22 protein-coding genes and 3 tRNA genes are annotated in these 26997 nt (G+C 19.2%); 6 read left to right on the forward strand and 19 right to left on the reverse strand.

The window, feature by feature from the left end; translation table 11 throughout:
- Positions 1–14: 14 nt before the first annotated feature.
- The 9 genes from dnaE to rpsB all read right to left on the reverse strand — a co-directional run bounded on the left by dnaE (position 15) and on the right by rpsB (position 12517).
- Complete coding sequence (gene dnaE / locus GJT82_RS01180; protein WP_168819439.1) at positions 15–3506, reverse strand: DNA polymerase III subunit alpha; 3492 nt, start codon at positions 3504–3506, stop codon at positions 15–17.
- Positions 3507–3612: 106 nt separating this feature from the next.
- The gene (gene bamA / locus GJT82_RS01185) at positions 3613–6099 is read right to left on the reverse strand and encodes an outer membrane protein assembly factor BamA (protein ID WP_168819441.1); all 2487 of its coding nucleotides are present in this window, start codon (positions 6097–6099) and stop codon (positions 3613–3615) included.
- The gene (gene rseP / locus GJT82_RS01190; protein ID WP_168819443.1) at positions 6080–7450 is read right to left on the reverse strand and encodes an RIP metalloprotease RseP; all 1371 of its coding nucleotides are present in this window, start codon (positions 7448–7450) and stop codon (positions 6080–6082) included. The genes bamA and rseP overlap by 20 nt, the downstream gene beginning before the upstream one ends.
- Positions 7451–7541: 91 nt before the next feature.
- Positions 7542–8285 (reverse strand): polyprenyl diphosphate synthase, encoded by a 744-nt coding sequence (gene uppS, locus GJT82_RS01195; protein ID WP_168819445.1) that lies wholly within the window; start codon positions 8283–8285, stop codon positions 7542–7544.
- Between the two features lie 33 nt (positions 8286–8318).
- Positions 8319–9524, reverse strand: a complete 1206-nt coding sequence (dxr, locus tag GJT82_RS01200) for a 1-deoxy-D-xylulose-5-phosphate reductoisomerase (protein ID WP_168819447.1) — start codon at positions 9522–9524, stop codon at positions 8319–8321.
- Between the two features lie 53 nt (positions 9525–9577).
- The gene (locus tag GJT82_RS01205) at positions 9578–10141 is read right to left on the reverse strand and encodes a ribosome-recycling factor (protein ID WP_168819449.1); all 564 of its coding nucleotides are present in this window, start codon (positions 10139–10141) and stop codon (positions 9578–9580) included.
- 34 nt (positions 10142–10175) lie between these two features.
- Positions 10176–10907: a UMP kinase gene (gene pyrH / locus GJT82_RS01210; protein WP_168819451.1), complete on the reverse strand. Its 732-nt coding sequence runs from the start codon at positions 10905–10907 to the stop codon at positions 10176–10178.
- A gap of 65 nt (positions 10908–10972) precedes the next feature.
- Positions 10973–11776, reverse strand: coding sequence for a translation elongation factor Ts (tsf, locus tag GJT82_RS01215; RefSeq protein WP_168819453.1), 804 nt, complete (start codon positions 11774–11776; stop codon positions 10973–10975).
- A 69-nt stretch (positions 11777–11845) separates the two neighbouring features.
- Complete coding sequence (gene rpsB, locus GJT82_RS01220) at positions 11846–12517, reverse strand: 30S ribosomal protein S2 (RefSeq protein WP_168819456.1); 672 nt, start codon at positions 12515–12517, stop codon at positions 11846–11848.
- Between the two features lie 136 nt (positions 12518–12653).
- On the opposite strand from rpsB, the gene map reads away from it, so the two are divergent.
- Positions 12654–13436, forward strand: a complete 783-nt coding sequence (gene map / locus GJT82_RS01225) for a type I methionyl aminopeptidase (protein ID WP_168819459.1) — start codon at positions 12654–12656, stop codon at positions 13434–13436.
- Positions 13437–13522: 86 nt separating this feature from the next.
- Here map and rpoD read toward each other — a convergent pair whose 3' ends face one another.
- The 4 genes from rpoD to rpsU form a co-directional block, all read right to left on the reverse strand.
- The gene (rpoD, locus tag GJT82_RS01230) at positions 13523–15346 is read right to left on the reverse strand and encodes an RNA polymerase sigma factor RpoD (RefSeq protein WP_168819461.1); all 1824 of its coding nucleotides are present in this window, start codon (positions 15344–15346) and stop codon (positions 13523–13525) included.
- 134 nt (positions 15347–15480) lie between these two features.
- Complete coding sequence (locus GJT82_RS02480; RefSeq protein ID WP_168819463.1) at positions 15481–16689, reverse strand: DNA primase; 1209 nt, start codon at positions 16687–16689, stop codon at positions 15481–15483.
- 14 nt (positions 16690–16703) lie between these two features.
- Positions 16704–17243 (reverse strand): CHC2 zinc finger domain-containing protein, encoded by a 540-nt coding sequence (locus GJT82_RS02485; protein WP_168819465.1) that lies wholly within the window; start codon positions 17241–17243, stop codon positions 16704–16706.
- A 67-nt stretch (positions 17244–17310) separates the two neighbouring features.
- Entirely contained in the window at positions 17311–17526 is a 216-nt protein-coding gene (gene rpsU, locus GJT82_RS01245; RefSeq protein ID WP_168819467.1) for a 30S ribosomal protein S21, read from the reverse strand.
- Between the two features lie 127 nt (positions 17527–17653).
- On the opposite strand from rpsU, the gene tsaD reads away from it, so the two are divergent.
- Complete coding sequence (gene tsaD, locus GJT82_RS01250; protein WP_168819469.1) at positions 17654–18667, forward strand: tRNA (adenosine(37)-N6)-threonylcarbamoyltransferase complex transferase subunit TsaD; 1014 nt, start codon at positions 17654–17656, stop codon at positions 18665–18667.
- A gap of 53 nt (positions 18668–18720) precedes the next feature.
- Positions 18721–19530 (forward strand): undecaprenyl-diphosphatase UppP, encoded by an 810-nt coding sequence (uppP, locus tag GJT82_RS01255; RefSeq protein ID WP_168819471.1) that lies wholly within the window; start codon positions 18721–18723, stop codon positions 19528–19530.
- Here uppP and GJT82_RS01260 read toward each other — a convergent pair.
- The gene (locus tag GJT82_RS01260) at positions 19523–20755 is read right to left on the reverse strand and encodes a multifunctional CCA addition/repair protein (RefSeq protein WP_168819474.1); all 1233 of its coding nucleotides are present in this window, start codon (positions 20753–20755) and stop codon (positions 19523–19525) included. The genes uppP and GJT82_RS01260 overlap by 8 nt on opposite strands.
- A gap of 159 nt (positions 20756–20914) precedes the next feature.
- Between GJT82_RS01260 and rfaE1 the strand changes: the two genes are divergently transcribed.
- Positions 20915–21880 (forward strand): D-glycero-beta-D-manno-heptose-7-phosphate kinase, encoded by a 966-nt coding sequence (gene rfaE1, locus GJT82_RS01265; RefSeq protein WP_168819476.1) that lies wholly within the window; start codon positions 20915–20917, stop codon positions 21878–21880.
- 86 nt (positions 21881–21966) lie between these two features.
- Entirely contained in the window at positions 21967–22632 is a 666-nt protein-coding gene (gene ribB, locus GJT82_RS01270; protein ID WP_168819478.1) for a 3,4-dihydroxy-2-butanone-4-phosphate synthase, read from the forward strand.
- Between the two features lie 16 nt (positions 22633–22648).
- Here ribB and GJT82_RS01275 read toward each other — a convergent pair.
- The 5 genes from GJT82_RS01275 to trxA all read right to left on the reverse strand — a co-directional run bounded on the left by GJT82_RS01275 (position 22649) and on the right by trxA (position 24880).
- Positions 22649–22722: transfer RNA gene (locus tag GJT82_RS01275), tRNA-Pro, on the reverse strand.
- A gap of 20 nt (positions 22723–22742) precedes the next feature.
- A tRNA-His gene (locus GJT82_RS01280) sits at positions 22743–22815 on the reverse strand.
- A gap of 17 nt (positions 22816–22832) precedes the next feature.
- Positions 22833–22906, reverse strand: a tRNA-Arg gene (locus tag GJT82_RS01285).
- Between the two features lie 134 nt (positions 22907–23040).
- Complete coding sequence (rho, locus tag GJT82_RS01290) at positions 23041–24300, reverse strand: transcription termination factor Rho (RefSeq protein WP_168819480.1); 1260 nt, start codon at positions 24298–24300, stop codon at positions 23041–23043.
- Between the two features lie 250 nt (positions 24301–24550).
- Positions 24551–24880: a thioredoxin gene (gene trxA, locus GJT82_RS01295; protein ID WP_168819482.1), complete on the reverse strand. Its 330-nt coding sequence runs from the start codon at positions 24878–24880 to the stop codon at positions 24551–24553.
- 1061 nt (positions 24881–25941) lie between these two features.
- Between trxA and dksA the strand changes: the two genes are divergently transcribed.
- On the forward strand, positions 25942–26394 hold the full coding sequence (gene dksA, locus GJT82_RS01300; protein ID WP_168819492.1) for an RNA polymerase-binding protein DksA: 453 nt from the start codon (positions 25942–25944) through the stop codon (positions 26392–26394).
- Positions 26395–26997 lie beyond the last annotated feature (603 nt).

The raw sequence follows: 26997 nt of genomic DNA on the forward strand, positions 1-26997 counted from the left end.
TATTTAATTTTATGTTAATTAAAATTAAGTTTTAATTTTAATTTATTTTTTTTTAATATATATTTTAATTGAATTAATAAAATATCATTAATTAATATCTTATACACCTTATTATTATATATTTTTATATTTTTATTTTTATAATAAAAATATATAGGTACACCTTTAATGTTATTATTTTTGAAAAAGAATTTCTTTAAAATATCAAAGAAATTCTTTTTCAAAAATATTTTTTTTTCTTCAATAATTATTGAAATACTATATATATATTTTTTATAAAATGTATTAATATCTATTAAATTATTTCCTTGTAATTTAAATTTTTTGATAAAATTATCAAAAAATACTAATCCTTTTATAATAAGAATATTTTCTAATTTTATTAAAGAATAAAATTTATTAAAAAGATCTAATGTCAAATTTACTTCTATTATTTTTGTATTATCATTAATATCAAAAGCTATTATTTTATCTTTTTTTGTATTAGTAATATAATGTATATTACTAATAATTCCTGCTATCCTTAAATTATAAATATTTTTTTTATAAAAAAATTGGATATCTTTTATATAATTAATATTAAAAAAATATTTTATATCTTGAAAAAATTCAATAAAATGATAACCAGATAAATAAAATCCTAAAGTATTTTTTTCTTTTAAAAATTTTTCTTTTTTTGACCAAATTAAATTTATATTATTTAATATATTATAATTTTGACTGATCAAATTAAACATATCTATTTGACCTGTTTTTTTTATCTTTAAATACTGTTGAGCTATTTGTATAGTTTCATTTAATTTATTAAATAAAATTCCTCTATTATGTTTAAAACAATCCATTGCACCAGAAGTTATTAATTTTTCTATAACACGTTTATTAATTTTTTTAAAATTTGTATTTACACATAAATCAATAATTGATTTATATGGACCGTATTTTTTTCTAATATTTAAAATATGTTTTGTTTGATGTTTTCCTATTCCCTTTATTGCTCCAAAACCATATACAATATTACCTTCTTGATTTACATGAAATTCATATATACTAGTATTAATATTAGGTGGTAATAAATTTACTTTAATATTCCAACAATCTTTTACTAAATTAATAATTTTTTCTGTATTATCCATTTCAGATGTTAATACAGCAGCCATAAATTCCGATGGATGATATACTTTTAACCAAAGTGTTTGATATGATATTAATGCATAACCTACAGAATGAGATTTATTAAAACCATAAGATGCAAAATTTTCTAAAAAATCAAAAATTTTCATTGATAAATTATTATCAATATTTAATTTTTTTGATCCTTGTAAGAAATAAAATCTTTGTTTAGACATTTCTTTGTATTGTTTTTTACTAATAACTCTACGTAAAACATCAGCTTTTCCTAAACTATATCCAGCAAGTACTTGAGCTATTTTCATAACTTGTTCTTGATATAAAATAATACCATATGTAGATTTTAATACTGATCTTAATTTATTATGTTGCCATTTAATATTTGGATAAGAAATAATTTCTTTGCCATTTTTTCTATTAATAAAATTTTCAACCATACCAGATTGTAACGGACCAGGACGAAAAAGAGCTAACAAAGAAATAATATCTTCAAAATTATCTGGTTTTAATTTTTTTATTAAATCTTTTATACCTTTAGATTCTAATTGAAATATTGCAGTTGTGTTAGCTTTTTTTAAAAATGAATAAATTTTTTTATCATTTAAATTAATAGAATTAATATCAATTAATACTTTATTTTTTTTTTTATTTTGTTTATTAATTATTTTTAATGCATGATCAATTACAGTTAATGTTCTTAATCCTAAAAAATCAAATTTTACTAATCCAATATCTTCTATATCATCTTTATCAAATTGAGTAACAATATTTTCTCCTTGACTATCACAATATATAGGAGTAAATTTTGTTATTTTACATGGTGATATAACAACACCTCCAGCATGTTTACCAATATTACGAATAGTACCTTCTAATTTCAATGAAGCATTTACTAATTCTTTTACATTATTATCTGATTTATATAAATTAGATAATTTTTTATTCATAATAAAAGCTTTTTTTAAACCTATACCGAGATCTAAAGGAATTAATTTTGAAATACGATTGATAAAATCATAAGGATATCCTAATACTCTTCCAACATCTCTAATTACTGCTTTAGCTGTCATTGTACCAAATGTTATGATTTGAGATACTTTTTCATGACCATATACATTTTTTACATGTTCAATAACTAAATCTCTTTTTTCCATACAAAAATCAATATCAAAATCTGGTAATGAGATTCTTTCTGGATTAAGAAATCTTTCAAAGATTAAATCAAATTTAATTGGATCTATATTAGTAATATTTAAACAATATGCAACTAATGATCCAGCACCAGAACCTCTAGCTGGTCCAACAGGTATATTATTATCTCTAGACCATTGAACAAATTCCATAACTATAAGAAAATAACTAGGAAAATTCATTTTATTAATAACATCTAATTCTTTTAATAATCTTTTTTTATATATATTTTTTTTTAAATTTCTTATTTGTATATCAGGAAATAAATTTTTTAAACGTTTTTTCAAACCAATTTTTGCTTTTTTAATAAGAAAGTCTTTATTATTTACACTATTATTAAATTTAGGTAAAAAATATTTACCTAATCTTAAAAAAACATTACATCTTTTTGCTATTTCTATACTATTTTCTAATGCTTCAGGAATATCATGAAATAATTCATTCATTTCTTTAGCACTACGAAAGAATTGCTCAGAACTATAATTAGATTTTTTTTTAAATTGATTTAAAGTATAACCTTTATTAATAGATACACGAATTTCATGAGTTAAAAAATCTTTTTTATCTAAAAAACATACTTCATTAGTGGCAACAACGGGTAAATTAAAATCATTAGCTATATTTAAAATTAAATATATGTATTTTTCTTCATAGATACGATTAGTACGAGTTAATTCTATATAAAAATTATTTGGAAAATATTTTTTATAAAAATTAATAATTTTTTCAACTAAAAAAATATTTTTACTTAAAATATTTTTTCCAATATCTCCTTTAACTCCTCCTGATAATATAATTAAACCCTTATTATATTTAACTAACATTTTATATGTTATAAAAGGTCCAATAAAATTATCATAACCACCTTTATAAGCATCAGATATTAATAATTTTAAGTTATAGTAACCAATATTATTTTTTGCTAAAATAATTATTTTAGTAAAATAACTATGTAAATTAATACAATTTTTTATTATAAATTCAGATCCAATAATTGCTTTAATTCCCGAATTATGAGCTTTTTTATAAAATTTTATTAAACCAAATATATTTGTAATATCAGTAATTGCTATTGCAGGCATATTAAATTCAGCTGTTCTTTTAATTAAATGATCAATTTTTGCTAATCCATCTTTCATAGAATAATCACTATGAACATGTAAATGAATAAAATTTTTTTTGTTCATTTTATATTAAACTTTTTAACTAATATTATTAATCTATAATTAATACATAAGCACATATTTAATATTAAATATATAAGAAATTTTATTATTAAATTTAAAATTTTTATTAAATTTTTCCTATATTAAATTGAAATTGTTCAACTTGATCTTGATCATATTTAATTAAAGGATATGCATAAGAAAAAATTATTATTCCAAAAGGAGAATGCCATTTAAAAGAAATACCAATAGAAGATCTCATATTAATTAAAATATTTTTTTTAGAAAGTTTATATAGTTTTATTAAATAATTATCTTCAAGTAAAGTATCCCAAATATTTCCAAAATCTAAAAAAATAGAAGTATTTATATTTTTTTTATATTCTTCTTTTATAAAAGGAATAGGAAAAATTAATTCAGTACTGAAATTAGCTATTAAATTACCTCCAATATAATCATTAGATGTACAGATCATATGTTTATTTTTACAAAAATATTTTGATGAATTATAATAAATTGCTTTTGGACCTACATGACTTATTTTAAAACCACGTAGTGTTTCTTGTCCACCTAAATAAAAATTTTTATTAAAAGGAAAATTTCTATTTAAAAAACCGTGTCCATAGCCAATATTACTTTTTAATAAAAAAATAATTTTTGAAAATTTATTTAATTTATGATTTTTTGTAAAAGAATATAAAGGAATATATGTAGAATTATTAAAATTTATTTTATAATAATAATCTTTAGATATCGGTAAATTAAAAATTATATTTAAAATACTAAGATTACCTTTTCTGGGTAAAAATTTATCATTTAAGGTATTTAAAATTAATGAATTATTTAAATTTAAATTATTTATAATATAAGAAGTATTTTTATAATTTAAATTTAATTTATAACCTAATTTTATTAAATAGTGCCAAATATCTATTTGAGGTTTAGTATTTAAAAAATTATTAATATTATATTCAAGTTTATTTTGTATTTTTAAATTTTTACTAATAGGATAAGTTAGTATTCCTGAAATACCTCTACTTTTATTTATAAGATTTGAATCTTTTGTTTTAAAATTATGAAAAAATAATTTTGTTCCTAAACTAATATTATTTTTTAAAAAATAAGAATTCATTAAAGAACATTCTAAATAAGTTTCTAATGAATCTGTATTAACTTTAATATTAATATCATTTCCTGTTCCTAAAAAATTATCTTCACCTATATCTGATTGTAATGATAAACCATTATTAGTTCCGTAACCAAAATGAATATTAAATGTTCCATTATCTCGTTCATTAACTTTAAAAATTAAATCTATTGTATTATTTAAGTCATTATTTTTTTTAAAAAACACTTCTATGTTATCAAAATATCCTAATAAATTTAAACGTCTTTTAGTTTTTTTTATCAAATAACTATCAAACCAAGTATTTTCCATTTGCATAGTTTCATTACGCAAAATCTTATCTTTTGTTAAATAATTTCCTAAATATTCTATTTTTCTTACAAAATATTTTTTACCAGTATATATATTATATCTTATTTGAACAGAACTATTATTTATATTAAATTTATTAAAAATTTGAATTTGAGGATATAGATATCCATATTTTCCTAAAAAATTTATTATTTTATTTTTAGTTTGTATAATTTTCTTATTATTATATAAATCTCCTGATTTAATTTTTATTAAATTTTTTATTTTATTTAAAAATTCTTTTTTATTTATAAAATATATAATTTTACTAAATTTAAATTTTTTATTTTCATTAATTTTTAAAGTAATATATATGTCCTTTTTATCATATGAAAAATTATGACTAATAAATTCTATTTTAAAAAGAGCAAATCCTTTATTTAAATAAAAATTTTTTAAATTTTCTATATCATTATTAATATATTGTGTATGATAATTATTATTTAGGAAAAAATCTATAAAAGATCTTCCAGAATTTAATTTTAAATAGAATAATAAATATTCTTTAGTATAAAAATGATTTCCTAAAATATTTATTTGTTTTATTTTTGATATTTTTCCTTCATGTATTAAAAATTTAATAATAATATTATTATGAGGTTTTTTAATAATTTTAATTATAATTTTAGAATTAAACATTCCATTATCTAAATAAATATGTTCTATTTCTTTTTTAATAAAAAATAATATTGGATAATCAACAATTATTCCTTTAGTTATTCCAATATTTTCAATTATATTTTGTAAAATATTATTTTTAATAAGTTTATTCCCATTAAAAAAAATATTAGAAATAACAGGTTTTTCTAAAAACTTTATTACTATATCATTTTTTTCTCTAAATATACTTATGTTTTCAAATATACCAATATTAAATAACATATGTATTATTTTAGTTAAATCTTCATTATTAATATAATCTCCTTTTTTTATAGGTAAATTTTGTATTATTTTATTTTTATTAAATTTTTCTAATCCAAAAATTATAATTTTATTTATACAAAAAATATTTTTTTGATTAGAATCTACAGATGTACAATAAATATTAGTACTTATCATTAAGATAATACATAATATTAAATATTTAATTTGTTTTATCTTAAAAGAAATATTTTTTTTATAATTGTAAAAAATCATTGATTAATGCAATCCCCATTATTAAAAATAAAAATATTAAACTAATATTATATATTAATTCTTGTATTTTTTCTGATAATTTATGACCTGTAATTTTAGTATATAATAAAAAAGATATTTGACCTCCATCTAATACTGGAATAGGTAATAAATTTATTATACCAAGATTAATACTAATTAAAGCTAAAAATATAAAATAATATAAAAAATTATCACGAGACAATATTCCAGCATTACGTGCAATTGAAATAGGTCCATTAATAGTATGAAAATTTATGTTTCCATGAAATAAATTAATAATAATTATGAACATTAATTTAATTAATATATAAGTTTTATTTATTGCTTTAATAAAAGATTCGAAAATATTATATTTATATGTAACAATAGGAGTATTATCTTTGATATGTACTATTTTTGGAATTAACCCTATAAATCCATTTTTTTTATTATTTAAATATTCTTTATTAAGAAAAACAATATTTATATTTTTTTTATTTCTTTCTATAGTAATAGAAATAGTTTTATTAATATTACTAGCAATAATTTTTTGAAAATTATACCAATTTGTAAAATTATTTCCTTGTATCTTTAAAATTTTATCTCCTATATTAAATTTTGCTTTTTCTGCAGGTGAATCATGAATAATTTTAATAATAATAGGATTAATTGTAAATCCTTTTGGTAAAATACCTAAACTTAATATTAAATTATCTTTATTATTTTTAATAAAATTTTTTTTAGTAATTATTTTTTTCTTTAGTAAAATATTTGAATTTATATTACTAACACCTATATCAATAATATTACTATTTAGATTTTGAATTAATATTGTATTAATGGTATCCCAATCAGGAGTTTTTATTCCATTAACTTCTTTTATTATTGTATTAGGAGCTAGACCAGAAATATCCGCTAATGAAGAATAATAAATTTCATTAATAATAGGTTTGTTAATAGGGAACCCTATAAAGAAAATAGTCCAATAAATTATTACTGCAAATATTAAATTAGATATAGGACCAGAAAGTATAATTAAAATTTTTTTTAAAAAAATTAAATTATTAAAATATAATAACTTATATTTATTTATATATTTTATTTGATTAGTTGTAATATGATGATTATTAGGCATTTTTATGTAGCCACCTAAAGGTATTAATCTAATTACAAAATTAGTTCCATATTTATTACGATATTGTAATATTCTTTTTCCAAAACCAATAGAAAAACATTCAACATATACGTTAAAATAACGTGCAACATAAAAATGTCCAAATTCATGTACCATTATTAATGTGCTTAAAGTTATAATAAATATTATTATATCCCAAATAACATTAAACAACATATCAACTCCTCTAAATATTAAAATATAAATAATTATTAATTATATAATTTCAATTATATAATTTTTCATAAAATAATATTTTATAATAATTTTAATTATCAATATTACCACCAAAACGTCGTTTTCTTTTAGAAAATTCTTCTAAAGCATTTTTAAAATTTTCTTCATTAAAATCAGGCCATAATATTTTAGTAAAATAAAGCTCTGAATAAGCAATTTGCCAGATTAAAAAATTACTAATACGTAATTCTCCTCCAGTTCTTATTACTAAATCTACAGGAATTATATTATTTAAACATAAATATTTAGAAAAAATATATTCATTAATTGAATTAGAATTTAATAAACCTTTTTGAATTTCTATAATAATTTTTTTTACACCTGAAATAATATCCCAACGACCTCCATAATTAACAGCTATATTTAAAATTAATCCACTATTATTCTTAGTAAAATTTTCAGCTTTAATAATAGATTTCTGTAAATTTATATCAAATTTATTAATATTACCAATAATTTTTAAACATATATTTTTTTTTTTAAAATTTACTACTTCATTATCTAATACTTTAGTAAATAAATTCATTAAAAATTTAATTTCATTAATAGATCTTTTCCAATTTTCACTACTAAAAGCATATAATGTTAATACTTTTAATTTAAAATATAATGCTGAATTAATAATTTTTTTTATAGTATTTACTCCTTCTTTATGACCTGAAAATTTCCATGTATTTTTTTTTTTAGCCCATCTTCTATTACCATCCATAATAATAGCTACATGATTTGGGTAAGATAATTTTTTCATTTTTAAATTTGTTTGATTAATTATCATTTTACTTTTATTAATAAAATAATATACATTTAGTTAATGTTTTTTAAATTTATTTTTTAATATATATTTAGTATATTTACGTACGTAATTATCTATCCATAATATATCATGTATAGATTTAGGATTATTAAAAGATAATGTATTAATTATAGTATGATTTAAAGAAGAAATATCATCAAATGATATTTTTTTTTCTATAAAAGATTTTACAGCTATTTCATTTGCTGCATTTAATATTATAGAAGATGAAATATTATTTGCAAAACAAACTTCAATTGCTAATTTTAAACAAGAATATTTTATAAAATCTGGTTTTAAAAACGTTAAAAATTTTAATTCATGTAAATTAATTTGTTCAACTCCAGAATTTATTTTAATTGGCCAATTTATCATACTAGCAATAAAAATACGTATATCAGAAATACTTAACTGAGTTGAAATACTACTATCTTTAAATTTTATCATAGCATTAATTTTTGATTCAGGATGAATAATAATTTCCATTTGATTTTTTTGTGCATTAAATAAATATTTACTAGCTATATATTCTAATCCTATATTCATCATAGTTGCTGAATTAATTATTAATTTTTTTTTCATATTGCTATATGCACAATTACATACATCTTTTATATTAATATATTTAAATTTTTTTTTTGAAGTATGTAAAAAGGGACCTCCGGAACTAGTAAGAATAATTTTTTGAATATTATTTTGATTTAAATTACAAAATCCTAACTGTTTTTGAATATTTATAGGCATCATTTGAAAAATAGAACTATGATTTTTATTAAGAGGTAAAATTTTTGCTTTAAATTTTTTAGCTTCATACATTAAAATATTACCAGAAATAACAATTAATTCTTTATTTGCTAATAAAACATTTTTTCCTGCTCTAATAGCTGATAATACCGATAAAAATCCTGCTGTTCCATTTATAGCAGCAATAACTTGATCTACATCATCTAAAGATGCTAATTGTTCTATCTTTTGTTCACCAAATAATATTTGTGTTTTTATTTCAGTATTAGATAAATTATTTTTTAATCTTTCAGCTGCATTTTGCTTAAACATAGCTGCATAATCAGGATTAAATAAAATACATTGTTTAGTCATTAATTCTACATTACTATGAGAAACTAATACTTTTATTTTAAATAATTCAGGATTTGTTAAAACAACTGATAAAACATTTCTTCCTATATATCCTGTTGAACCTAATATAGTTAAGTATTTCATATTATCCAATTAATATATATAATATTAAAAAACGTTTAAATAAAAATTAATTTTTATTTAAAATTTAATAATTCTTCTTTTTTTTTTTCTAAAATATCAGAGATTAATTTTATATAATAAATTGTTTGTTTTTGAATACATTTATATAATTTTTTTTCTTCATTTTTATCTATTGTTTTTTCTTTTAAATAAAATTTAATTTTATTATTAGTTTCTCTTCTAATATTACGTATATTAATACGATTTTTTTCACTTTCTTTCTTTATTATTTTAATCATATTAATTCTTCTAGTTTCTGTAAGCGGAGGTATTATAACATAAATATTCTGTGATGTTATTGATTTAATATTTAAATTTAAATTTGACAATAATATAGCTTTTTCAATTTTTTTTAACATTAAAAAATCAAATGGAGTAATTTTTAAAGTATTTGAATTTTCTACTACTATATTAGCTATATATTTTATTAATGTAAATTTATTAGAAATTTTAATATTGATATTATCAAATAAACTTGGAGATATTCTATTAATATATATTGAATTAATTTTATTTTTAAAAATATTTAAACATTTTTTCATATTATCTTCATTATTTTGTAATATATAATTATACATATTATTGTCCATGTATTTAAATTTAGAAGTAAAATTATAATGATATTATGGTACCTTCTTTTTTTCCTGTAAGAACACGATATAATGATCCTGATTTATTGATATTAAATATATGGATTGGAATATTATAATCACGAGCTAAAATAAGAGCAGTATCATCCATTACTTGTATTTTTTTTTTTAAAACATAATCATATGTTAATTTATTATAAAATTTTGCATCGTAATTTACTACAGGATCTTTAGAATATACTCCATCAACTTTTGTTGCTTTTAATATAGCATCAACTGCTAATTCAATTCCTCTTAAGGAAGCAGTTGTATCAGTTGTAAATAAAGGATTACCAATACCTCCTGATAATATAATAATGTTATGATTAATTAAATCTCTAGCTTTTATTATATTATATTCATTGCAAATACCATTAATTTTTATAGATGACATTAAATATATATTTTTTAAATAAAGTTTCATAGAATTATATAATGCTAATCCGTTTATTATAGTTGCTAAAATTCCCATTTGATCAGCAATTATACGATCAAGATTATTATTTAATACAATAGATTTTCCTCTAAATAAATTACCTCCTCCTATAATAATACCAATTTGTATTCCTAAAGGTAATATTTTTTTTATTTCTTGAATTATATAATTTAATTGATTAATATTTATAGTTAAACTTAAATCATTTTTATCTTGTAAAAATTCACCGCTAATTTTAATAATTACTCTTTTATAAATTAATTTATTTTTTGTTTTCATAATACTAATTATACATAATTAAAATTTTTATTTATTTTAAAATATACTAAACATAACGATTAATTTTAAAGTAATTTTTCACCTAATTCAAAACGTATAAATTTAGAAATAATAATATGATTTTCATCTAAAAATTGTAGTACTGTTTTATTAGTATCAAATAAAAATTGTTGATTAATTAAAGTTATATTATTTATAAATTTATTTACACGTCCTTGTACTATTTTTTCTATTATATTAAAAGGTTTTTTAAATTGTTTTGCAATTTCCATTTGTAATGTATATTCATCTTTAATAATTTTTTTAGATATATCTTTTTTACTGATATATTGTGGTTTTAATACAGCTATATGCATAGCTATTTTTTTAATTGCTGCTGGATTATCTATATCAGATTGTACTATTACACCAATACGTTTAGTATGATGAAGATATGTTCCTATAAAATTTCCTTTAATTACACCTAAACGACGAATAATAATATTTTCTTTCATAATATTAATTAACTGTATTCTTTTTTCTTTAAAAATATTTTTTATTTTAGTTAAATTCGTAATTTTTTTTTCAAAAGAATATTTAATTATATTTTTAGCAAAATTATTAAGATTATTATCTTTAGCTACAAAATCAGTTTGACAATTTATTTCTAATAATATTCCATAATCATTATTAATATAATCTATAATAAAACCTTCTTTTGTTATAAAACTTGATTTTTTAATAGATTGTATTTTTGAATATTTACGAATATAATCTATAGCTAATTTTATATTTCCTTTTGTTTCTATCAGTGCTTTTTTACATTCCATAATTCCTATACCAGTAATATTTCTTAATTCTTTTACTTTATTAGCATTAATTTTAATCATTAAATTTCTCTTTATTTGTAAATAAATCTAATTTTTATTAAATTTTATTTTTTAATTTTAGATTATTATTTAATTTTTTAAAATAGCTTTTTTTACATAATATAAATATAATTTTATAGCACGTATAGCATCATCATTTCCAGGAATAACAAAATTAATGTTTTCAGGATTTGAATTTGTATCGACAATAGCAAATATTGGAATATTTAATTTATTTGCTTCTTTAATTGCAATTTTTTCATAATTAGCATCTACTATAAATAATGCATCAGGTAATCCTCCCATATTTTTTATACCTCCTAAACTTTTTTCTAGTTTTAATAATTCTTTTGTTCGAATTAACGCTTCTTTTTTTGTTAATTTGATAAATGTACCATCTTTACTTTGAATTTCTAATTCTTTTAATCTTTTAATAGATTGTTTTACAGTTTTCCAATTTGTTAACATACCTCCTAACCAACGATGATTAACAAAAAATTGATGACAAGTATCAGCTGTTTCTTTAATTAAATTTGAAGCTGATTTCTTTGTACCTACAAACAAAATTTTTCCTTTACGAGAACTAATTTTTTTTAATTCTCTTAAAGCAATATTAAACATGGAAATAGTTTTGTCTAAATTAATGATATGTATTTTATTACGATGATGAAAGATAAATTCTTTCATTTTTGGATTCCAATAACGAGTTTGATGTCCAAAATGTACACCAACATTAAACATTTTATTTATAGATATATCCATTATTACACTCCTATTTATTATTTTTTATATTAACGATTTCTATATAATAATAATTTTTATAAAAAAATTATTATTTATCAGTTATTTATAATGTAATATTAATTATTATACAATTAATAATTATATGTAAATATTAATGACTATTTTAATTAAAAATTATGAAGAAATAAAAAAAATACATAAATCATGTAAATTAGCAGCAGAAGTTCTTGAAATGATTGAAAAATATATAAAACCTGGTATTAATACAGAACAATTAAATAATATATGTCATGATTATATTATAAATATTCAAAAGGCTAAACCTGCTGCATTAGGATATAAAGGATATCCAAAATCTGTTTGTATTTCTGTTAATGATGTTGTATGTCATGGTATTTCTAGTAAACAAGAATATTTAAAATATGGTGATATTTTAAATATAGATGTAACTATATTAAATAATAATTATTATGGTGATACTTCTAAAATGTTTGTTGTTGGTGATTACTTATCTAAAAAATCTAAGTCATTATGTTTAACTACGAAAAAAAGTTTATATAAAGCTATTAGTATAATTAAACCTGGTATTCGTTTAAATTTAATTGGTAAAACTATTCAAAAATATATTGAATCTAAAAAATTTTCTATTGTAAGAGAATATTGTGGTCATGGTATTGGAAAAAAATTTCATGAAGAACCACAAATTTTACATTATGATTCTTATGATAATGGAATTATATTAAAATCAGGTATGGTTTTTACTATTGAACCTATGATAAATATAGGAAAACATCATGTTTATTTAAAAAATGATGGATGGACTGTAAAAACACAAGACAAAACTTTATCTGCACAATATGAACATACTATTTTAGTAAATAATAATGGATGTGAAATATTAACAATACGTAAAGAAGAATATAATCAAATATTATAATATTACCATTTAAATTATTTGATATAATCAAAATAATAATTATAAATAATAAACTATTTGATTATATCAAAAATAATTAAATAAATTTAATCATCTAAAAAACTTTTAAGTATTTCTGAACGACTTGGATGACGTAATTTTCTTAATGCTTTAGCTTCTATTTGACGTATTCTTTCTCTAGTTACATCAAATTGTTTTCCTACTTCTTCTAACGTATGATCAGTATTCATATCTATACCAAATCTCATTCTTAATACTTTAGCTTCTCTAGGAGTTAAACTAGATAAAATATTATATGTAGCTAAACGTAAATTTTCTGAAGTAGCTGATTCTAATGGTAACTCTAATGTGTTATCTTCAATAAAATCACCTAAATGTGAATCTTCATCATCTCCTATAGGAGTTTCCATTGATATAGGTTCTTTTGCTATTTTCAATACTTTTCTAATTTTATCTTCTGGTATCATCATTTTATCTGATAATTCTTCAGGAGTAGGTTCTCTACCAATTTCTTGTAGTATTTGTCTGGAAATACGATTTAATTTATTAATAGTTTCTATCATATGCACTGGAATTCTTATAGTTCTAGCTTGATCAGCAATGGATCTCGTTATAGCTTGTCTTATCCACCAAGTAGCATAAGTAGAAAATTTATAACCTCTTCTATATTCAAATTTATCTACTGCTTTCATTAAACCAATATTACCTTCTTGAATTAAATCAAGAAACTGTAACCCTCTATTAGTATATTTTTTTGCAATAGAAATAACTAATCTTAAATTAGCTTCAACCATTTCTTTCTTAGCACGTTTAGCTTTAGTCTCTCCTATTAATATTTTTTTATTAATATTTTTTATTTGATTAATAGTGAGTTCTGTTTCTTTTTCAATTTTTACTAGTTGTATAAAACTATTTTCTATTTTTTGATATAAATCATTTAATTCTAAAAATGATAAATTTTTATTTATTTGTAATATTTTTAATTGATTAATAAAATTATTTTTATTAATTTTACTAGAAGTAAATAATAAAATAATTTTTTTTTTAGATATTTTAAATTTTTCAATACATAATTTCATAATATAACGTTCTTGTATACGAATACGTAACATTATAGAACGCATATTATTAACTAAATAATCAAATTCTTTAGATACTAAACGAAATTGTTTAAATATTTCTGCAAGATTTTTAATTTCATTTATAGAATCATTATGATTTCTACCTTTTTCTTTTATTATAAAAGATGTAATATGGTATTGATTTCTTAATTCTGAAAATTTTTCTTTAGCTAATTTAGGATCTATAATATTTTCATTATCATCTGATTCATCTTCTTCAGATAATTTTGTTTTAACATTAATAATTTTATTTAGTATAATTTCTTCATTAATATTTATATTAATAAAACCATTGATTAAATCAGATAAACGAATATTTCCTAACTCTACTTGATCATATTTCTTTAATAGATAGATAATAGCTTTTGGATATTCAGCAAAAGTACACTGTATTTGATTAATACCTTCTTCTATTCTTTTAGCTATGTTAATTTCACCTTTTCTTGTTAATAATTCTACAGTTCCCATCTCTCTCATATACATACGTACTGGATCTGTAGTTCTACCTATTTCCGAATCTATTTTAGTTGATAATACTTGTACAACTGCTTCTTCTACAATTTCATTGTTTTCATTATTATTTCGATTTAATATTAAATCATCTTCATCAGGAGCTTCTTCCATTACTTGTATTCCCATATCATTGATCATTTGAATAATATCTTGAATTTGATCGGAACCAACAATATCATCCGGAAGATGATCATTAACTTCTGAATAAGTTAAATATCCTTGTTCTTTACCACGTATAACAAGAAGTTTAAACTGTAATTGTGAGTTATGCTCCATAAAAAATTCCATATTTCTATTATCATATTCTATAAGATTATAATTTTATAAAAATAAATAGAATTTATTATTCTATTAGGTATAATATTATATTACAATCTAATATTTAATAAAAAATTAAAATTTAATATATTTTAAAAAATTTTTTTAATTTTAGCTAAATCTTTATTTAAAGACCATAATTCTTTTTTTTTTTTAAGATTTAAACCTTCTTTTCTTTCCAAAAAAATTAAATATTCTTGTCTTTCTTCTATAATATTCATTTTTAATTTATTTATTAAATGAATAAAAAAATTTTCTATCTTCTCATTTGGAACGATATGGTTCCATATTGCTAATGTTTCAAGAGGTTTTTTAAATTTTGTTCCTCTATATTTTTCTAATATTTGTGCTGTTGTTATTTTTTTTTTATTACAAATTTGAATTAATTCAATAAAAAAATTTAATCCATTAAGATTAGATGTTTTAAATAATTTTAATTTTGGTATAAACTTTATTAATTTAGGTTTTTGTATTAATAAACTAATTAACATTCTTATTGTTGTCTTTTTAAAATTATTTAAGTAATTATTATTTGATAATTGTTTTATATTTTTTTTTTGAATCATTAACTGATATATTTGAAAAAAATTTAAAATACCTATTTTTTCTCCTATTTTTTTTATTAAATTAATTTGAAAAATATAATCAGGAATATCATGAATTAAAGATAAAGCTTTATTAATAAATTTAGTTTTTTCTTCACAATTTTTAAGACTATTTTTTTCTATTAAACTTTTAAAAAAAAAATCTGAAAATGATAAACTATTATTAATGTATTTTTCAAATAAAACTTTTCCTCCTTTTTTTATCAAACTATCAGGATCTTCTCCATCAGGAAGTAATAAAAAATTTATTTGTTTACCTTGTACCATATGAGATAAACTAATTTTTAATGAATACCAATTAGCTCTTCGTCCAGCATTATCACCATCATAACAATAAATAATTTTATTAGTTATTTGAAATAATTTTTTTATATGTTCATTTGTAATTGATATTCCTAAAATTGCTACTACATATTTTATATTAAATTGAAATAAACTAATAACATCAGTATATCCTTCTACAACTAAAATTTTTTCTAATAAATTAAATTTTTTTTTTATTTCATATAAACCATATAATTCATTTCTTTTGTGAAAAAAAATATTATCAGGTGAATTTAAATATTTAGGTTCTCTATTATCTAAAGAACGACCACCAAAACCAATAATTTGACCTTGTATATTTTTAATTGGAAATATTATACGATTATGAAAAATATCATAATAATTATTTGTATTTTTATTATGAACTAACATTTTTAAATCTTCAATTAAATAATTTTTTTTTTTTTATTATTACATATTAAATAAATCAAATTTTTATTGGAAAAACCAATAGTAAAATAATCTATTATTTCTTTATTAAATCCACGATTCAATAAATATTGATAAGCTTTTTTTCCTAAATAAGAATTTATTAAAGAGTCTTTGTATAATTTACTAATATCAAATATTAAATCATTTATACATTTTTTTTTATCTATATCAGAAATATAATCTTTACTATTATTTTTATAAGGTATTATAAATCCAAAAAAATTTGCTATGTGTTTAATACTTTCAATAAAACTAAGATTATCATAATGCATTATAAAATCAATTATATTACCATGAATACCACAACCAAAACAATGATATAATTGTTTTTCTTCACTAACAACAAATGAAGGATGTTTTTCTAAATGAAAGGGACAAAATCCAAAAAAATTTTTACCTCTTTTTTTTAATTTTATTCTATTTTGTATTAATAATAAAATATTACTTTTATGAAGTAAATTACTTACATATGTACGGGGAATATATGTTCTCATTGATATGATATATTTTTTAAAATTAGTAAATAATTATTTATATTTATTTGTTATAAATATAATCTTATTAATATAAACGAATTTTTTTTAAATTTTCTCTTATTATTTTTTTTGTATGTCTTTTAATTGCTGATGCTTTAGCTCTTTTTCTTTTTGTTGTAGGTTTTTCATAAAATTCTCTACGTCTAACTTCTGATAAAATACCTGCTTTTTCACAAGAACGCTTAAATCTTCTTAAAACTAAATCAAATGGTTCATTTTCACGTACTTTAATTACTGGCATTTTTAAATCTCTATTATTTAGTATTAATTGTAAAAAATAAATTATATCATATATTATATATACTATATAAAATATTTTTTATTAATTACATTAATTTGTATTACTTAAATTATTATAAGAGAAAAAAATGTTAATAATGGGAATAGAAACATCATGTGATGATACTGCTATATCCATTTATGATAATAAATATGGATTATTATCAAATAATGTTTATAGTCAAAAAATACATATAAAATATGGAGGTATTATTCCTGAATTAGCTGCAAGACAACATTTAAAAAAAATTATTCCATTAATTAGAAAAACGTTATCTTTTAGTAAAAAAAAAATAAATGATATTGATATAATCGCTTATACTGCAGGACCAGGATTAATTAACTCACTAATGATAGGTGCTATTACTGCACATACACTAGGATTTTCTTTAAAAATACCAGTTATTCCTATTAATCATATAGAAGGTCATATATTATCTATTATGTTAGAAAAAAATAAACCAAATTTTCCATTTATTGTTTTAGTTGTATCTGGAGGTCATACACAATTAATTTATGTTTATAAATTTGGAAAATATAAAATATTAGGAAATAATATTGATGATGCAGCTGGAGAAGCTTTAGATAAAATTGCAATAATGTTAGGTTTAAAATTTCCAGGAGGAAAAAATTTATCTAAAATAGCTCAATTTGGTATTTCAAAACGTTTTATTTTTCCTAGACCAATGATAAAAAATAAAAATAATTTAAATTTTAGTTTTTCTGGATTAAAAACTTTTGCAAAAAATTTTATAAATAAATATGATTTTTTAGATTTTCAGACAAAAGCAGATATTGCATGTGCATTTGAAGATGCTATTATAGATACTCTTTTTATAAAAAGTTTATGGGCTTTAAAAAAATATAATATAAAAAAATTTGTTCTTTCAGGTGGAGTAAGTGCTAATAAAAAATTAAGATCATATTTAATTAAAAATTTTAAAAAAAATAGAATCAAAATTTTTTATAATATTAATAAATTATGTACTGATAATGCAGCTATGATTGCATATGTTGGTATGAAAAAATTTCAACAAAAAAACAATAATGAATTACATAATATTATTATTAATTCTAAATTAGAATTACATTCTAATAAATAATTTTTTAAAAAATTAATGAACATAAAAATATTTTTATTAAATAAATTTATATTATGATAAAATTAAAATATTCTACAATTATCATATTAAGCGTAATTGAAGGATTAACTGAATTTTTACCTATATCATCTACAGGACATATGATTATATTTAGTAATATATATAATATAATTGAAGATGAAAAAATAAAAATTTTTGAAGTAATAGTTCAGTTAGGAACTATAATATCTATTTGTATCATTTTTTGGTCAAGAATAATAAAAATTATTAATAATTCTTTAATATATGAATCTTATCATAAAAAAAAAATAACATTATTACATATAATAATATCTATATTACCAATAATTATTATTGGATCATTATTTTATAATAAAATTAAATTTTTTATGAATATTATTACAGTTATTTATGGTTTAATATTTGGAAGTATAATATTATATTTATCTGAAGTATTTAAACCAAAAATAACTAATATTAGTAATATTAATTATTTAACATATAATCAAGTATGGATAATTGGATGTTTTCAATGTTTATCTTTATTTCCTGGTATATCTAGATCAGGTTCTATTTTATCAATAAGCTTATTATTAGGAATAAGTCGTATTATATCAATAGAATTTTGTTTTATTATAGCAATACCCATAATTTTTGGAGCTAGTTTTTTGGAATTATATAAACATTTTCAAATTTTTTCTATAGAAGATATTAAATTTATTATTATAGGTTTAATTTTATCATTTATTATTAGTTTAATTACTATTAAGTTTTCTTTATATATTATAAATAATTTTTCTTTAAAATTATTTGCTATATATCGTATTTTTATTGCTTTATTATTATATATAAAATTTATTTAAATTTTTTAGAAAAAATATATAATTTTAATAATTTTAATCTTCGTTGATTTATAATTTTAGTAATATTTGATCCTTTAATACCATCTTTTATTATATCTTTATTATTAATTTTAAATATATGTTGATATATATCAATAAAATATTTTCCCTGTTTATAACAAATAGAATCTAATGTAGCTCTCCCTCTAGCATCAGATTCACTAATTAATGCAATTTGTTTTACTCTATAAGGTTTTCTCCAAGCATCAATAATATTATATATATTAAGTATAACTTCTGCTTTTTGATTATATATATCATGTATCATATCATGTACTTTAGCAGATAAAATAGCTAAATTACGAATATTATTTGGTATTTTTAATCTTTTGCATAATTTTTTAATTAAAGGAATACCAGCAATACCATGACCATGATGTCTAGGCCATAATTTTTTAGGAGTTAATCCTTTCCCTACATCATGACATAAAGCGGCAAATCTTATTTCTATGCTAGAAGTTAATTTAGAAGCAATAGATAATGTCATCATAGTATGAACCCCTGTATCTATTTCAGGATGCCATTTAGCTGGAGCTGGAATACCATATAATTTATTAATTTCTGGAAAAAGTACAGATAATGCACCACATTTTTTTAAAATTATAAAAAATATATGTGGATTTAAACCTTTAAGAGCATTTTCAGTTTCTTTCCAAATTCTTTCTGGTTTTAAATAAGATAATTCTCCAGAAGCACTCATTATTTTCATTAATTTAAATGTTTTTTTATCAATTTTAAAATTTAAATTTGATAATTTTGCAGCAAAGCGAGCAACCCTTAATATTCTTAAAGGATCATCTTTAAAAGAATCAGAAACATGTTTAAGTAATTTATTATGAATATCTTTTATTCCATTATATGGATCATAAAATTTTCCTGATTGGTCCTGCGCAATAGCATTAATAGTAAGATCTCTACGTAATAAATCTTCCTGCAATGTAATATTAGGTGATGAATAATAAATAAATCCTTCATATCCATGTCCTGATTTTTTTTCAGTTCTAGCTAAAGCATATTCTTCATGTGTTATTGGATGTAAAAACACAGGAAAATCTTTTCCAACCAATTTAAAACCTAATTTAAGCATTAAATTTATATTAGCTCCAACTACTAACCAATCTCTATCTGAAAATTTTAAATTTAAAAGAATATCTCTAACAGCACCACCAACTAAATAAATTTTCAATTATTATACTCCTAATTAAATATAATTTATGTTATAAATTTGTTAAAATATTAATTTTATATATTAAATATATAATTTATATTAAATTTTTTATAATAAAATTATTTAATATTTTGTTAATATAATTATAAACTAAGATTATTATAATGGACTATTAAAATGAAATTAATATTATCTGATTTTCATAATACAACAGTTTTAGTAGTAGGTGATGTAATGTTAGATCGTTATTTTCATGGATTAATAAATAAAATGTCATCAGAAGCTCCAGTACCAATAATAAAAATTACAAATATAAATTATATACCAGGAGGTGCAGCAAATGTTGCTATGAATATATCTTCTATTGGTGCTAATGTGAAATTATTTGGTTTTTTAGGTATAGATGATGAAGCAAATATTATTAAAAAAAAATTAAAAAAAAATAATGTTAATTATAATTTTATCCAAAACATTAAGTTTAAAACTATAGTTAAAACACGAGTGCTATCTTTAAATAAACAATTACTACGTTTAGATTTTGAAAAAAAATATAAAAATATACATAGTAATAATATACTTTTAGAAAATATTAAAAAAATTATATCTAATATTAATATAATTGTTTTTTCTGATTATAATAAAGGAACATTATGTAATATAAAATCTATGATTGAATTAGCTAATTTATCAAAAATACCTGTTATTATTGATCCTAAAGGTAATAATTATGAAAAATATTCAGGAGCTACATTATTAACTCCTAATTTAACTGAATTTGAATCAGTAGTAGGTAAATGTAATTCTGAAGAAGAATTAGTTAATAAAGGTTTAAATTTAATTTTACGTTATAATATAAATTCATTATTAGTAACTAGATCAGAAAATGGAATGAGTTTAATTCAAAAAAATAAAAAACCTATTCATTTTAAATCTCAAGCTAAAAAAGTTCATGATGTTACTGGAGCTGGTGATACTGTTATTGGAATTTTATCTGCATTTTTAGCTCAAGGAAAAATATCGCTTGAAAATGCATGTTTTTTATCTAATATTGCAGCAAGTATAGTAGTTAGTAAATTTGGTACCGCTACTGTTAGTTTTAATGAATTAAAAAATTTTTTAAAAAAAAATAATAATAAATATTAATAATTAATTTGATTTTTATCAAATTAATTTCAAATTTTTATTTATTATTTATAATAATATATAAATTTTATTTAAAGTTATAATATATGTATAATATAGATAATCATAATTTACTTTCTTCTCAATTCGGTGATTCAATTACTAGAGTAAAAAATGCTATTTTATCTCTTAATAACGGAGATGGTGTATTAATATTAGATAATAAAAATCGTGAAAATGAAAGTGATATTGTTTTTTCTGCAGAAAAAATTACTGTTAAACAAATAGCTTTAACTATTAGATATGGAAGTGGTATTGTTTGTTTATGTATTACTGAAAAATTACGTAAAAAATTAAATTTACCTATGATGGTAAAAAACAATACTAATTTTTATAAAACAGGTTTTACAATTACTATTGAAGCTGCTAAAGGTATTACTACAGGAGTATCTGCACAAGATCGATTTACAACTATTAAAACTGCTATAAATATTAATGCAAAACCTAATGATTTAAATAGTCCAGGACATGTTTTTCCATTGAGAGCTATTAAAGAAGGAGTTTTAAAAAGGAAAGGACATACAGAAGCTACTATAGATTTATTAAAAATAGCAAAAATGAATCCTACAGGAATTTTATGTGAATTAACAAATGATAATGGTTCAATGGCTCGTACTGAAGATACTATTTTATTTTCAAAAAAAAATCATATGCCAGTATTAACTGTAGAAGATATAATTTATTTTAGAATTAAATATAATTTATTTTTTTAAATATAATAATTAATAATCGGCGAGAGAGGATTTGAACCTCTGACCCACTGGTCCCAAACCAGTTGCGCTACCAAACTGCGCTACTCGCCGTTAATTATTTATTATAAATGGGTGGCTAATGGGATTCGAACCCATGACAACCGGAACCACAATCCAGTGCTCTACCATCTGAGCTATAGCCACCATAAAATTTCTTTATGTGCACCCGACAGGAATTGAACCTGAACCCTCTGCTTTCGGAAAACAGCACTCTATCCTACTGAGCTACGGGTGCTTTAAATATTAGTATAATTAATATTACAAACTCACAACTTTAATGTCTAGTTATTTTAACATAAAATTTTTTAATAAATAAATTTATTTTATACTAATATTTTATTAATAATAATTATTAATGATATTTTGTATTTACGATCTTTTCATCATATCAAAAAATTCATTATTTGTTTTAGTCATAGATAATTTATTAATAAGAAATTCCATAGCATCAATTTCACTCATAGGATGAATGATTTTTCTTAAAATCCACATCTTTTGTAAATCTTCTTGAGTACTTAATAATTCTTCTTTTCTAGTACCAGAACGATTATAATCAATAGCAGGAAAAACCCTTTTTTCAGCTATTTTACGTGATAAATGTAATTCCATATTACCTGTACCTTTAAATTCTTCATAAATTACATCATCCATTTTAGATCCAGTATCAATTAATGCTGTAGCTATTATGGTTAAACTACCACCTTCTTCAACATTTCTTGCAGCTCCAAAAAAACGTTTAGGACGATGTAAAGCATTGGAATCTACACCACCTGTTAATACTTTTCCTGAAGCAGGAGCAATTGTATTATAAGCTCTAGCTAAACGTGTCATTGAATCTAATAGAATTACAACGTCTTTTTTATGTTCAACTAACCTTTTAGCTTTTTCAATGACCATTTCTGATACTTGAACATGTCTAGATGCAGGTTCATCAAAAGTTGATGCAATAACTTCTCCTTTAACTAATCTTTGCATTTCAGTAACTTCTTCAGGACGTTCATCAATTAATAATACTATTAATACACATTCTGAATGATTATAAGCTATACTTTGTGCTATGTTTTGTAATAACATAGTTTTTCCAGCTTTAGGAGGAGCTACAATTAATCCTCTTTGACCTCTTCCTATAGGTGAAGCTAAATCTAAAACACGAGCTGTTAAATCTTCTGTAGAGCCATTTCCTCTTTCCATACTTAAACGAGAATTAGCATGTAATGGAGTTAAATTTTCAAAAAGAATTTTACTACGAGCATTTTCAGGTTTATCATAATTAACTTCATTAATTTTTAATAAAGCAAAATATCTTTCTCCTTCTTTTGGAGGACGTATTTTACCTGAAATTGTGTCTCCTGTACGTAAATTAAAACGTCTAATTTGACTTGGAGATACATAAATATCATCTGGTCCTGCTAAATAAGAGCTATCAGATGAACGTAAAAAACCAAATCCATCTTGTAATATTTCTAATACTCCATCACCAAAAATATCTTCTCCAATTTTAGAATGTTGTTTTAATATAGCAAAAATAATATCTTGTTTACGCATTCTAGCTAAATTTTCTAAATTAATACTTTTGCCTAAATTAAGTAAATCCGATATTAGTTTATTTTTTAATCCGGTAAGATTCATAATGGTGAGGTCTTAATCTTTGAATAAATCTAGTACATTTCTTTTGAAATGGTATAGTTAATTAATATATACTATATATATTATATATATAATTAATAAAAATTTTAATTAAATTATATATAATTTATACATTATTAATATGAGTTTATAATCAAAAAAAATATTTATAATTAAACATCATAAAAATCCTCCTAAAATTTATTAAATTTTATTTAATTTAATTATTTCATTATTTATATAATAAAATTTATTATTTTAGATGTTTATCTAAAAATTTTATTAATTGAATTTTATTAATTGAACCAGTAGTTTGATCTACTATAATACCATTATTAAATAATATGATTGTTGGTATACTACGAATATTATATTTTTGAGCTATATTAGGGTATTTATCAATATTTAATTTAGCAAAAATTAATTTTTTATTATATATTTTAAATATTTCATCTAAAACTAAAGAAAACATTTTACATGGATTACACCAATCAGCCCAAAAATCAACTAAAATAAAACTATTAATATTAATATTTACTTTAAAATTTATATCAGTTAAATAAATAATAGTTGAATTTTTCATGAAATAAATTAATATCCTTTTATTATATTTATATATAATTAAATATAATTGTTCATTATATAATGAATTTAATAAATATACAAATTAAATTTATATAGTAATTTTAAAATTAAATTTTATACATAATTATTTATTAATATTTCTAATATTTTATCTTTAATAATTTTGTTATTTACACTACCTAGATATTCTATTTTTTTATTATTTTATTTCTATTATATGATATTTTTTAATTATAAATTTTTTTATTAACTGATAATTTTACATGTATTGTAATATAAAAACATTATTTTATTAAATATAATTTTTAAAATTACTTTTTTTATTTAAATAGAATATAATTTTTTTAAAAATCATAAAATATGAATTTAATCTAAATGAAATAATATTCTATATTATAAATTTTTTAGTAATAAAAACAAATATTTTATAAAATTCATCTAATAACATATAATGTAAAAGTAATTCTTTTAGTGAAATATTATTTATACGAAAATAATTTTAATTTATTAAAAAAATTAATTTGTATATTCATTAAACTACATTAATTTTTTAAAAATGTAAATTTTTTTTAAATAAACATTTTTTCATTTAACTATATTTTATAAAATAACTAAATATAAAAATTATAATTTTCATTCTAATAAATAAATGATGTACTGATCATAAAATATATTCTTAAAATTAAATTATTATATTTAAAATATTTTTTTAAGAAAAAATATTATGATTAAATAATAATAAAGATAAATATTTTTTATTAAGTTTAAAATTATCTATTCGATATGAAATTATCATCCCAAATATATCTAGAAATTAATAGATAATTATAATATAAATAATAAATTATATATTTTTTTATAAATAAAAATATTTTTATTTATAAAAAATTTTAGTTGCTAATCTTATATTTTAATTATATTATGTTTTTTGTAAAATTAATATGTAGGAAAATAGATTATTTAAAATAAATAAATTAATAAAATAAGTTAAATTATATTAAATATTAAAAATAACTATATTTTAATAAATTATTAAAATAAAATTAAGTTGAGTTGAATATGAAAAAAAAAAATAAAATTTTATCTTCTTTAAATATTTTATCTATTGCAGGAGTTACTCCTTATAAAATAAAATTAAAAGAAGAATATATGAATAAAAAACAATTATTACATTTTAAAACAATATTACAATCTTGGCGTAAACAGTTAATAAATGAAGGTAATAGTGATATTTCTTATATGCAAAATAAATCATCAAAATTTCCTGATCCAATAGATAGAGCAGTACAAGAAGAAGAATTTAGTTTTGAATTAAGAAATAGAGATAGAGAAAGAAAATTAATAAAAAAAATTGAAATGACTTTAATAAAAATTAAACAAAATAATTTTGGATATTGTCAATCTTGCGGAATAGAAATTGGTATAAAAAGATTAGAAGCTCGTCCTACTGCAGATTTATGTATTGATTGTAAAACACTAGCTGAAATTCGTGAAAAACAAATAGCAGGATAGATAAATAAATAGAATTTCTTAATAAAATTTATTAAGAAATATTTTTTAGTATTTTACTGTATAATTAAGATTATAAATATAAAATAATAATATAAAATATTAGAATCAAAATAATAAATAAAAAAATATAATGAATAATTAAATAATTATAATAAAATCTAGAAATAATATATTAAATATAATTAATTTTGAATATTTTATCTAAAAAAATTAAAACAAAGAAGTATAATAAATAACTATTTCTAATAAATAGTTAAATGAGTTCAATAAATGTAGAAATTAAATTAATATCATCAAAATTTTAATAAAAATTACATTCAATAAAATAGTTAAATAAAAATAATATAACAATTAAAATAATTATAATTATTACATGTAAAATAAATTAAAGTTATTATAAAAGTAATTAATTTACAAAAAAAATAATACTACATACCATATGTTTAGTAAAATAACTAATAATATAAATTTATATATAAATAATTAATAAATTTTTAATTTTATGTTAAAATTTAAATTTAAAAATAATGAGGTTATATTTAATAAATATTATTATAATAATTTTTGTATAGAAAAAAATTTTATAATTTATTTGTTCCATAA

Source organism: Enterobacteriaceae endosymbiont of Plateumaris rustica, assembly GCF_012562965.1.
Classification (GTDB): Bacteria; Pseudomonadota; Gammaproteobacteria; order Enterobacterales; family Enterobacteriaceae.

What these genes read in the sequence shown, in the direction of transcription:
- tsf (WP_168819453.1), bottom strand. Translation starts at nt 11,776, where the DNA reads ATGATTAAAATTAATGCTAATAAAGTAAAAGAATTAAGAAATATTACT.
- dnaE (WP_168819439.1), bottom strand. Translation starts at nt 3,506, where the DNA reads ATGAACAAAAAAAATTTTATTCATTTACATGTTCATAGTGATTATTCT.
- rseP (WP_168819443.1), bottom strand. Translation starts at nt 7,450, where the DNA reads ATGTTGTTTAATGTTATTTGGGATATAATAATATTTATTATAACTTTA.
- rpoD (WP_168819461.1), bottom strand. Translation starts at nt 15,346, where the DNA reads ATGGAGCATAACTCACAATTACAGTTTAAACTTCTTGTTATACGTGGT.
- GJT82_RS02480 (WP_168819463.1), bottom strand. Translation starts at nt 16,689, where the DNA reads ATGTTAGTTCATAATAAAAATACAAATAATTATTATGATATTTTTCAT.
- dxr (WP_168819447.1), bottom strand. Translation starts at nt 9,524, where the DNA reads ATGAAATACTTAACTATATTAGGTTCAACAGGATATATAGGAAGAAAT.
- bamA (WP_168819441.1), bottom strand. Translation starts at nt 6,099, where the DNA reads ATGATTTTTTACAATTATAAAAAAAATATTTCTTTTAAGATAAAACAA.
- trxA (WP_168819482.1), bottom strand. Translation starts at nt 24,880, where the DNA reads ATGAAAAATTCAACTATTATTTATTTAACTGATATAAATTTTAAAGTA.
- rpsB (WP_168819456.1), bottom strand. Translation starts at nt 12,517, where the DNA reads ATGGATATATCTATAAATAAAATGTTTAATGTTGGTGTACATTTTGGA.
- uppS (WP_168819445.1), bottom strand. Translation starts at nt 8,285, where the DNA reads ATGATAATTAATCAAACAAATTTAAAAATGAAAAAATTATCTTACCCA.
- pyrH (WP_168819451.1), bottom strand. Translation starts at nt 10,907, where the DNA reads ATGAAAACAAAAAATAAATTAATTTATAAAAGAGTAATTATTAAAATT.
- dksA (WP_168819492.1), top strand. Translation starts at nt 25,942, where the DNA reads ATGAAAAAAAAAAATAAAATTTTATCTTCTTTAAATATTTTATCTATT.
- ribB (WP_168819478.1), top strand. Translation starts at nt 21,967, where the DNA reads ATGTATAATATAGATAATCATAATTTACTTTCTTCTCAATTCGGTGAT.
- uppP (WP_168819471.1), top strand. Translation starts at nt 18,721, where the DNA reads ATGATAAAATTAAAATATTCTACAATTATCATATTAAGCGTAATTGAA.
- rpsU (WP_168819467.1), bottom strand. Translation starts at nt 17,526, where the DNA reads ATGCCAGTAATTAAAGTACGTGAAAATGAACCATTTGATTTAGTTTTA.
- GJT82_RS01205 (WP_168819449.1), bottom strand. Translation starts at nt 10,141, where the DNA reads ATGTATAATTATATATTACAAAATAATGAAGATAATATGAAAAAATGT.
- map (WP_168819459.1), top strand. Translation starts at nt 12,654, where the DNA reads ATGACTATTTTAATTAAAAATTATGAAGAAATAAAAAAAATACATAAA.
- rfaE1 (WP_168819476.1), top strand. Translation starts at nt 20,915, where the DNA reads ATGAAATTAATATTATCTGATTTTCATAATACAACAGTTTTAGTAGTA.
- GJT82_RS02485 (WP_168819465.1), bottom strand. Translation starts at nt 17,243, where the DNA reads ATGAGAACATATATTCCCCGTACATATGTAAGTAATTTACTTCATAAA.
- tsaD (WP_168819469.1), top strand. Translation starts at nt 17,654, where the DNA reads ATGTTAATAATGGGAATAGAAACATCATGTGATGATACTGCTATATCC.
- rho (WP_168819480.1), bottom strand. Translation starts at nt 24,300, where the DNA reads ATGAATCTTACCGGATTAAAAAATAAACTAATATCGGATTTACTTAAT.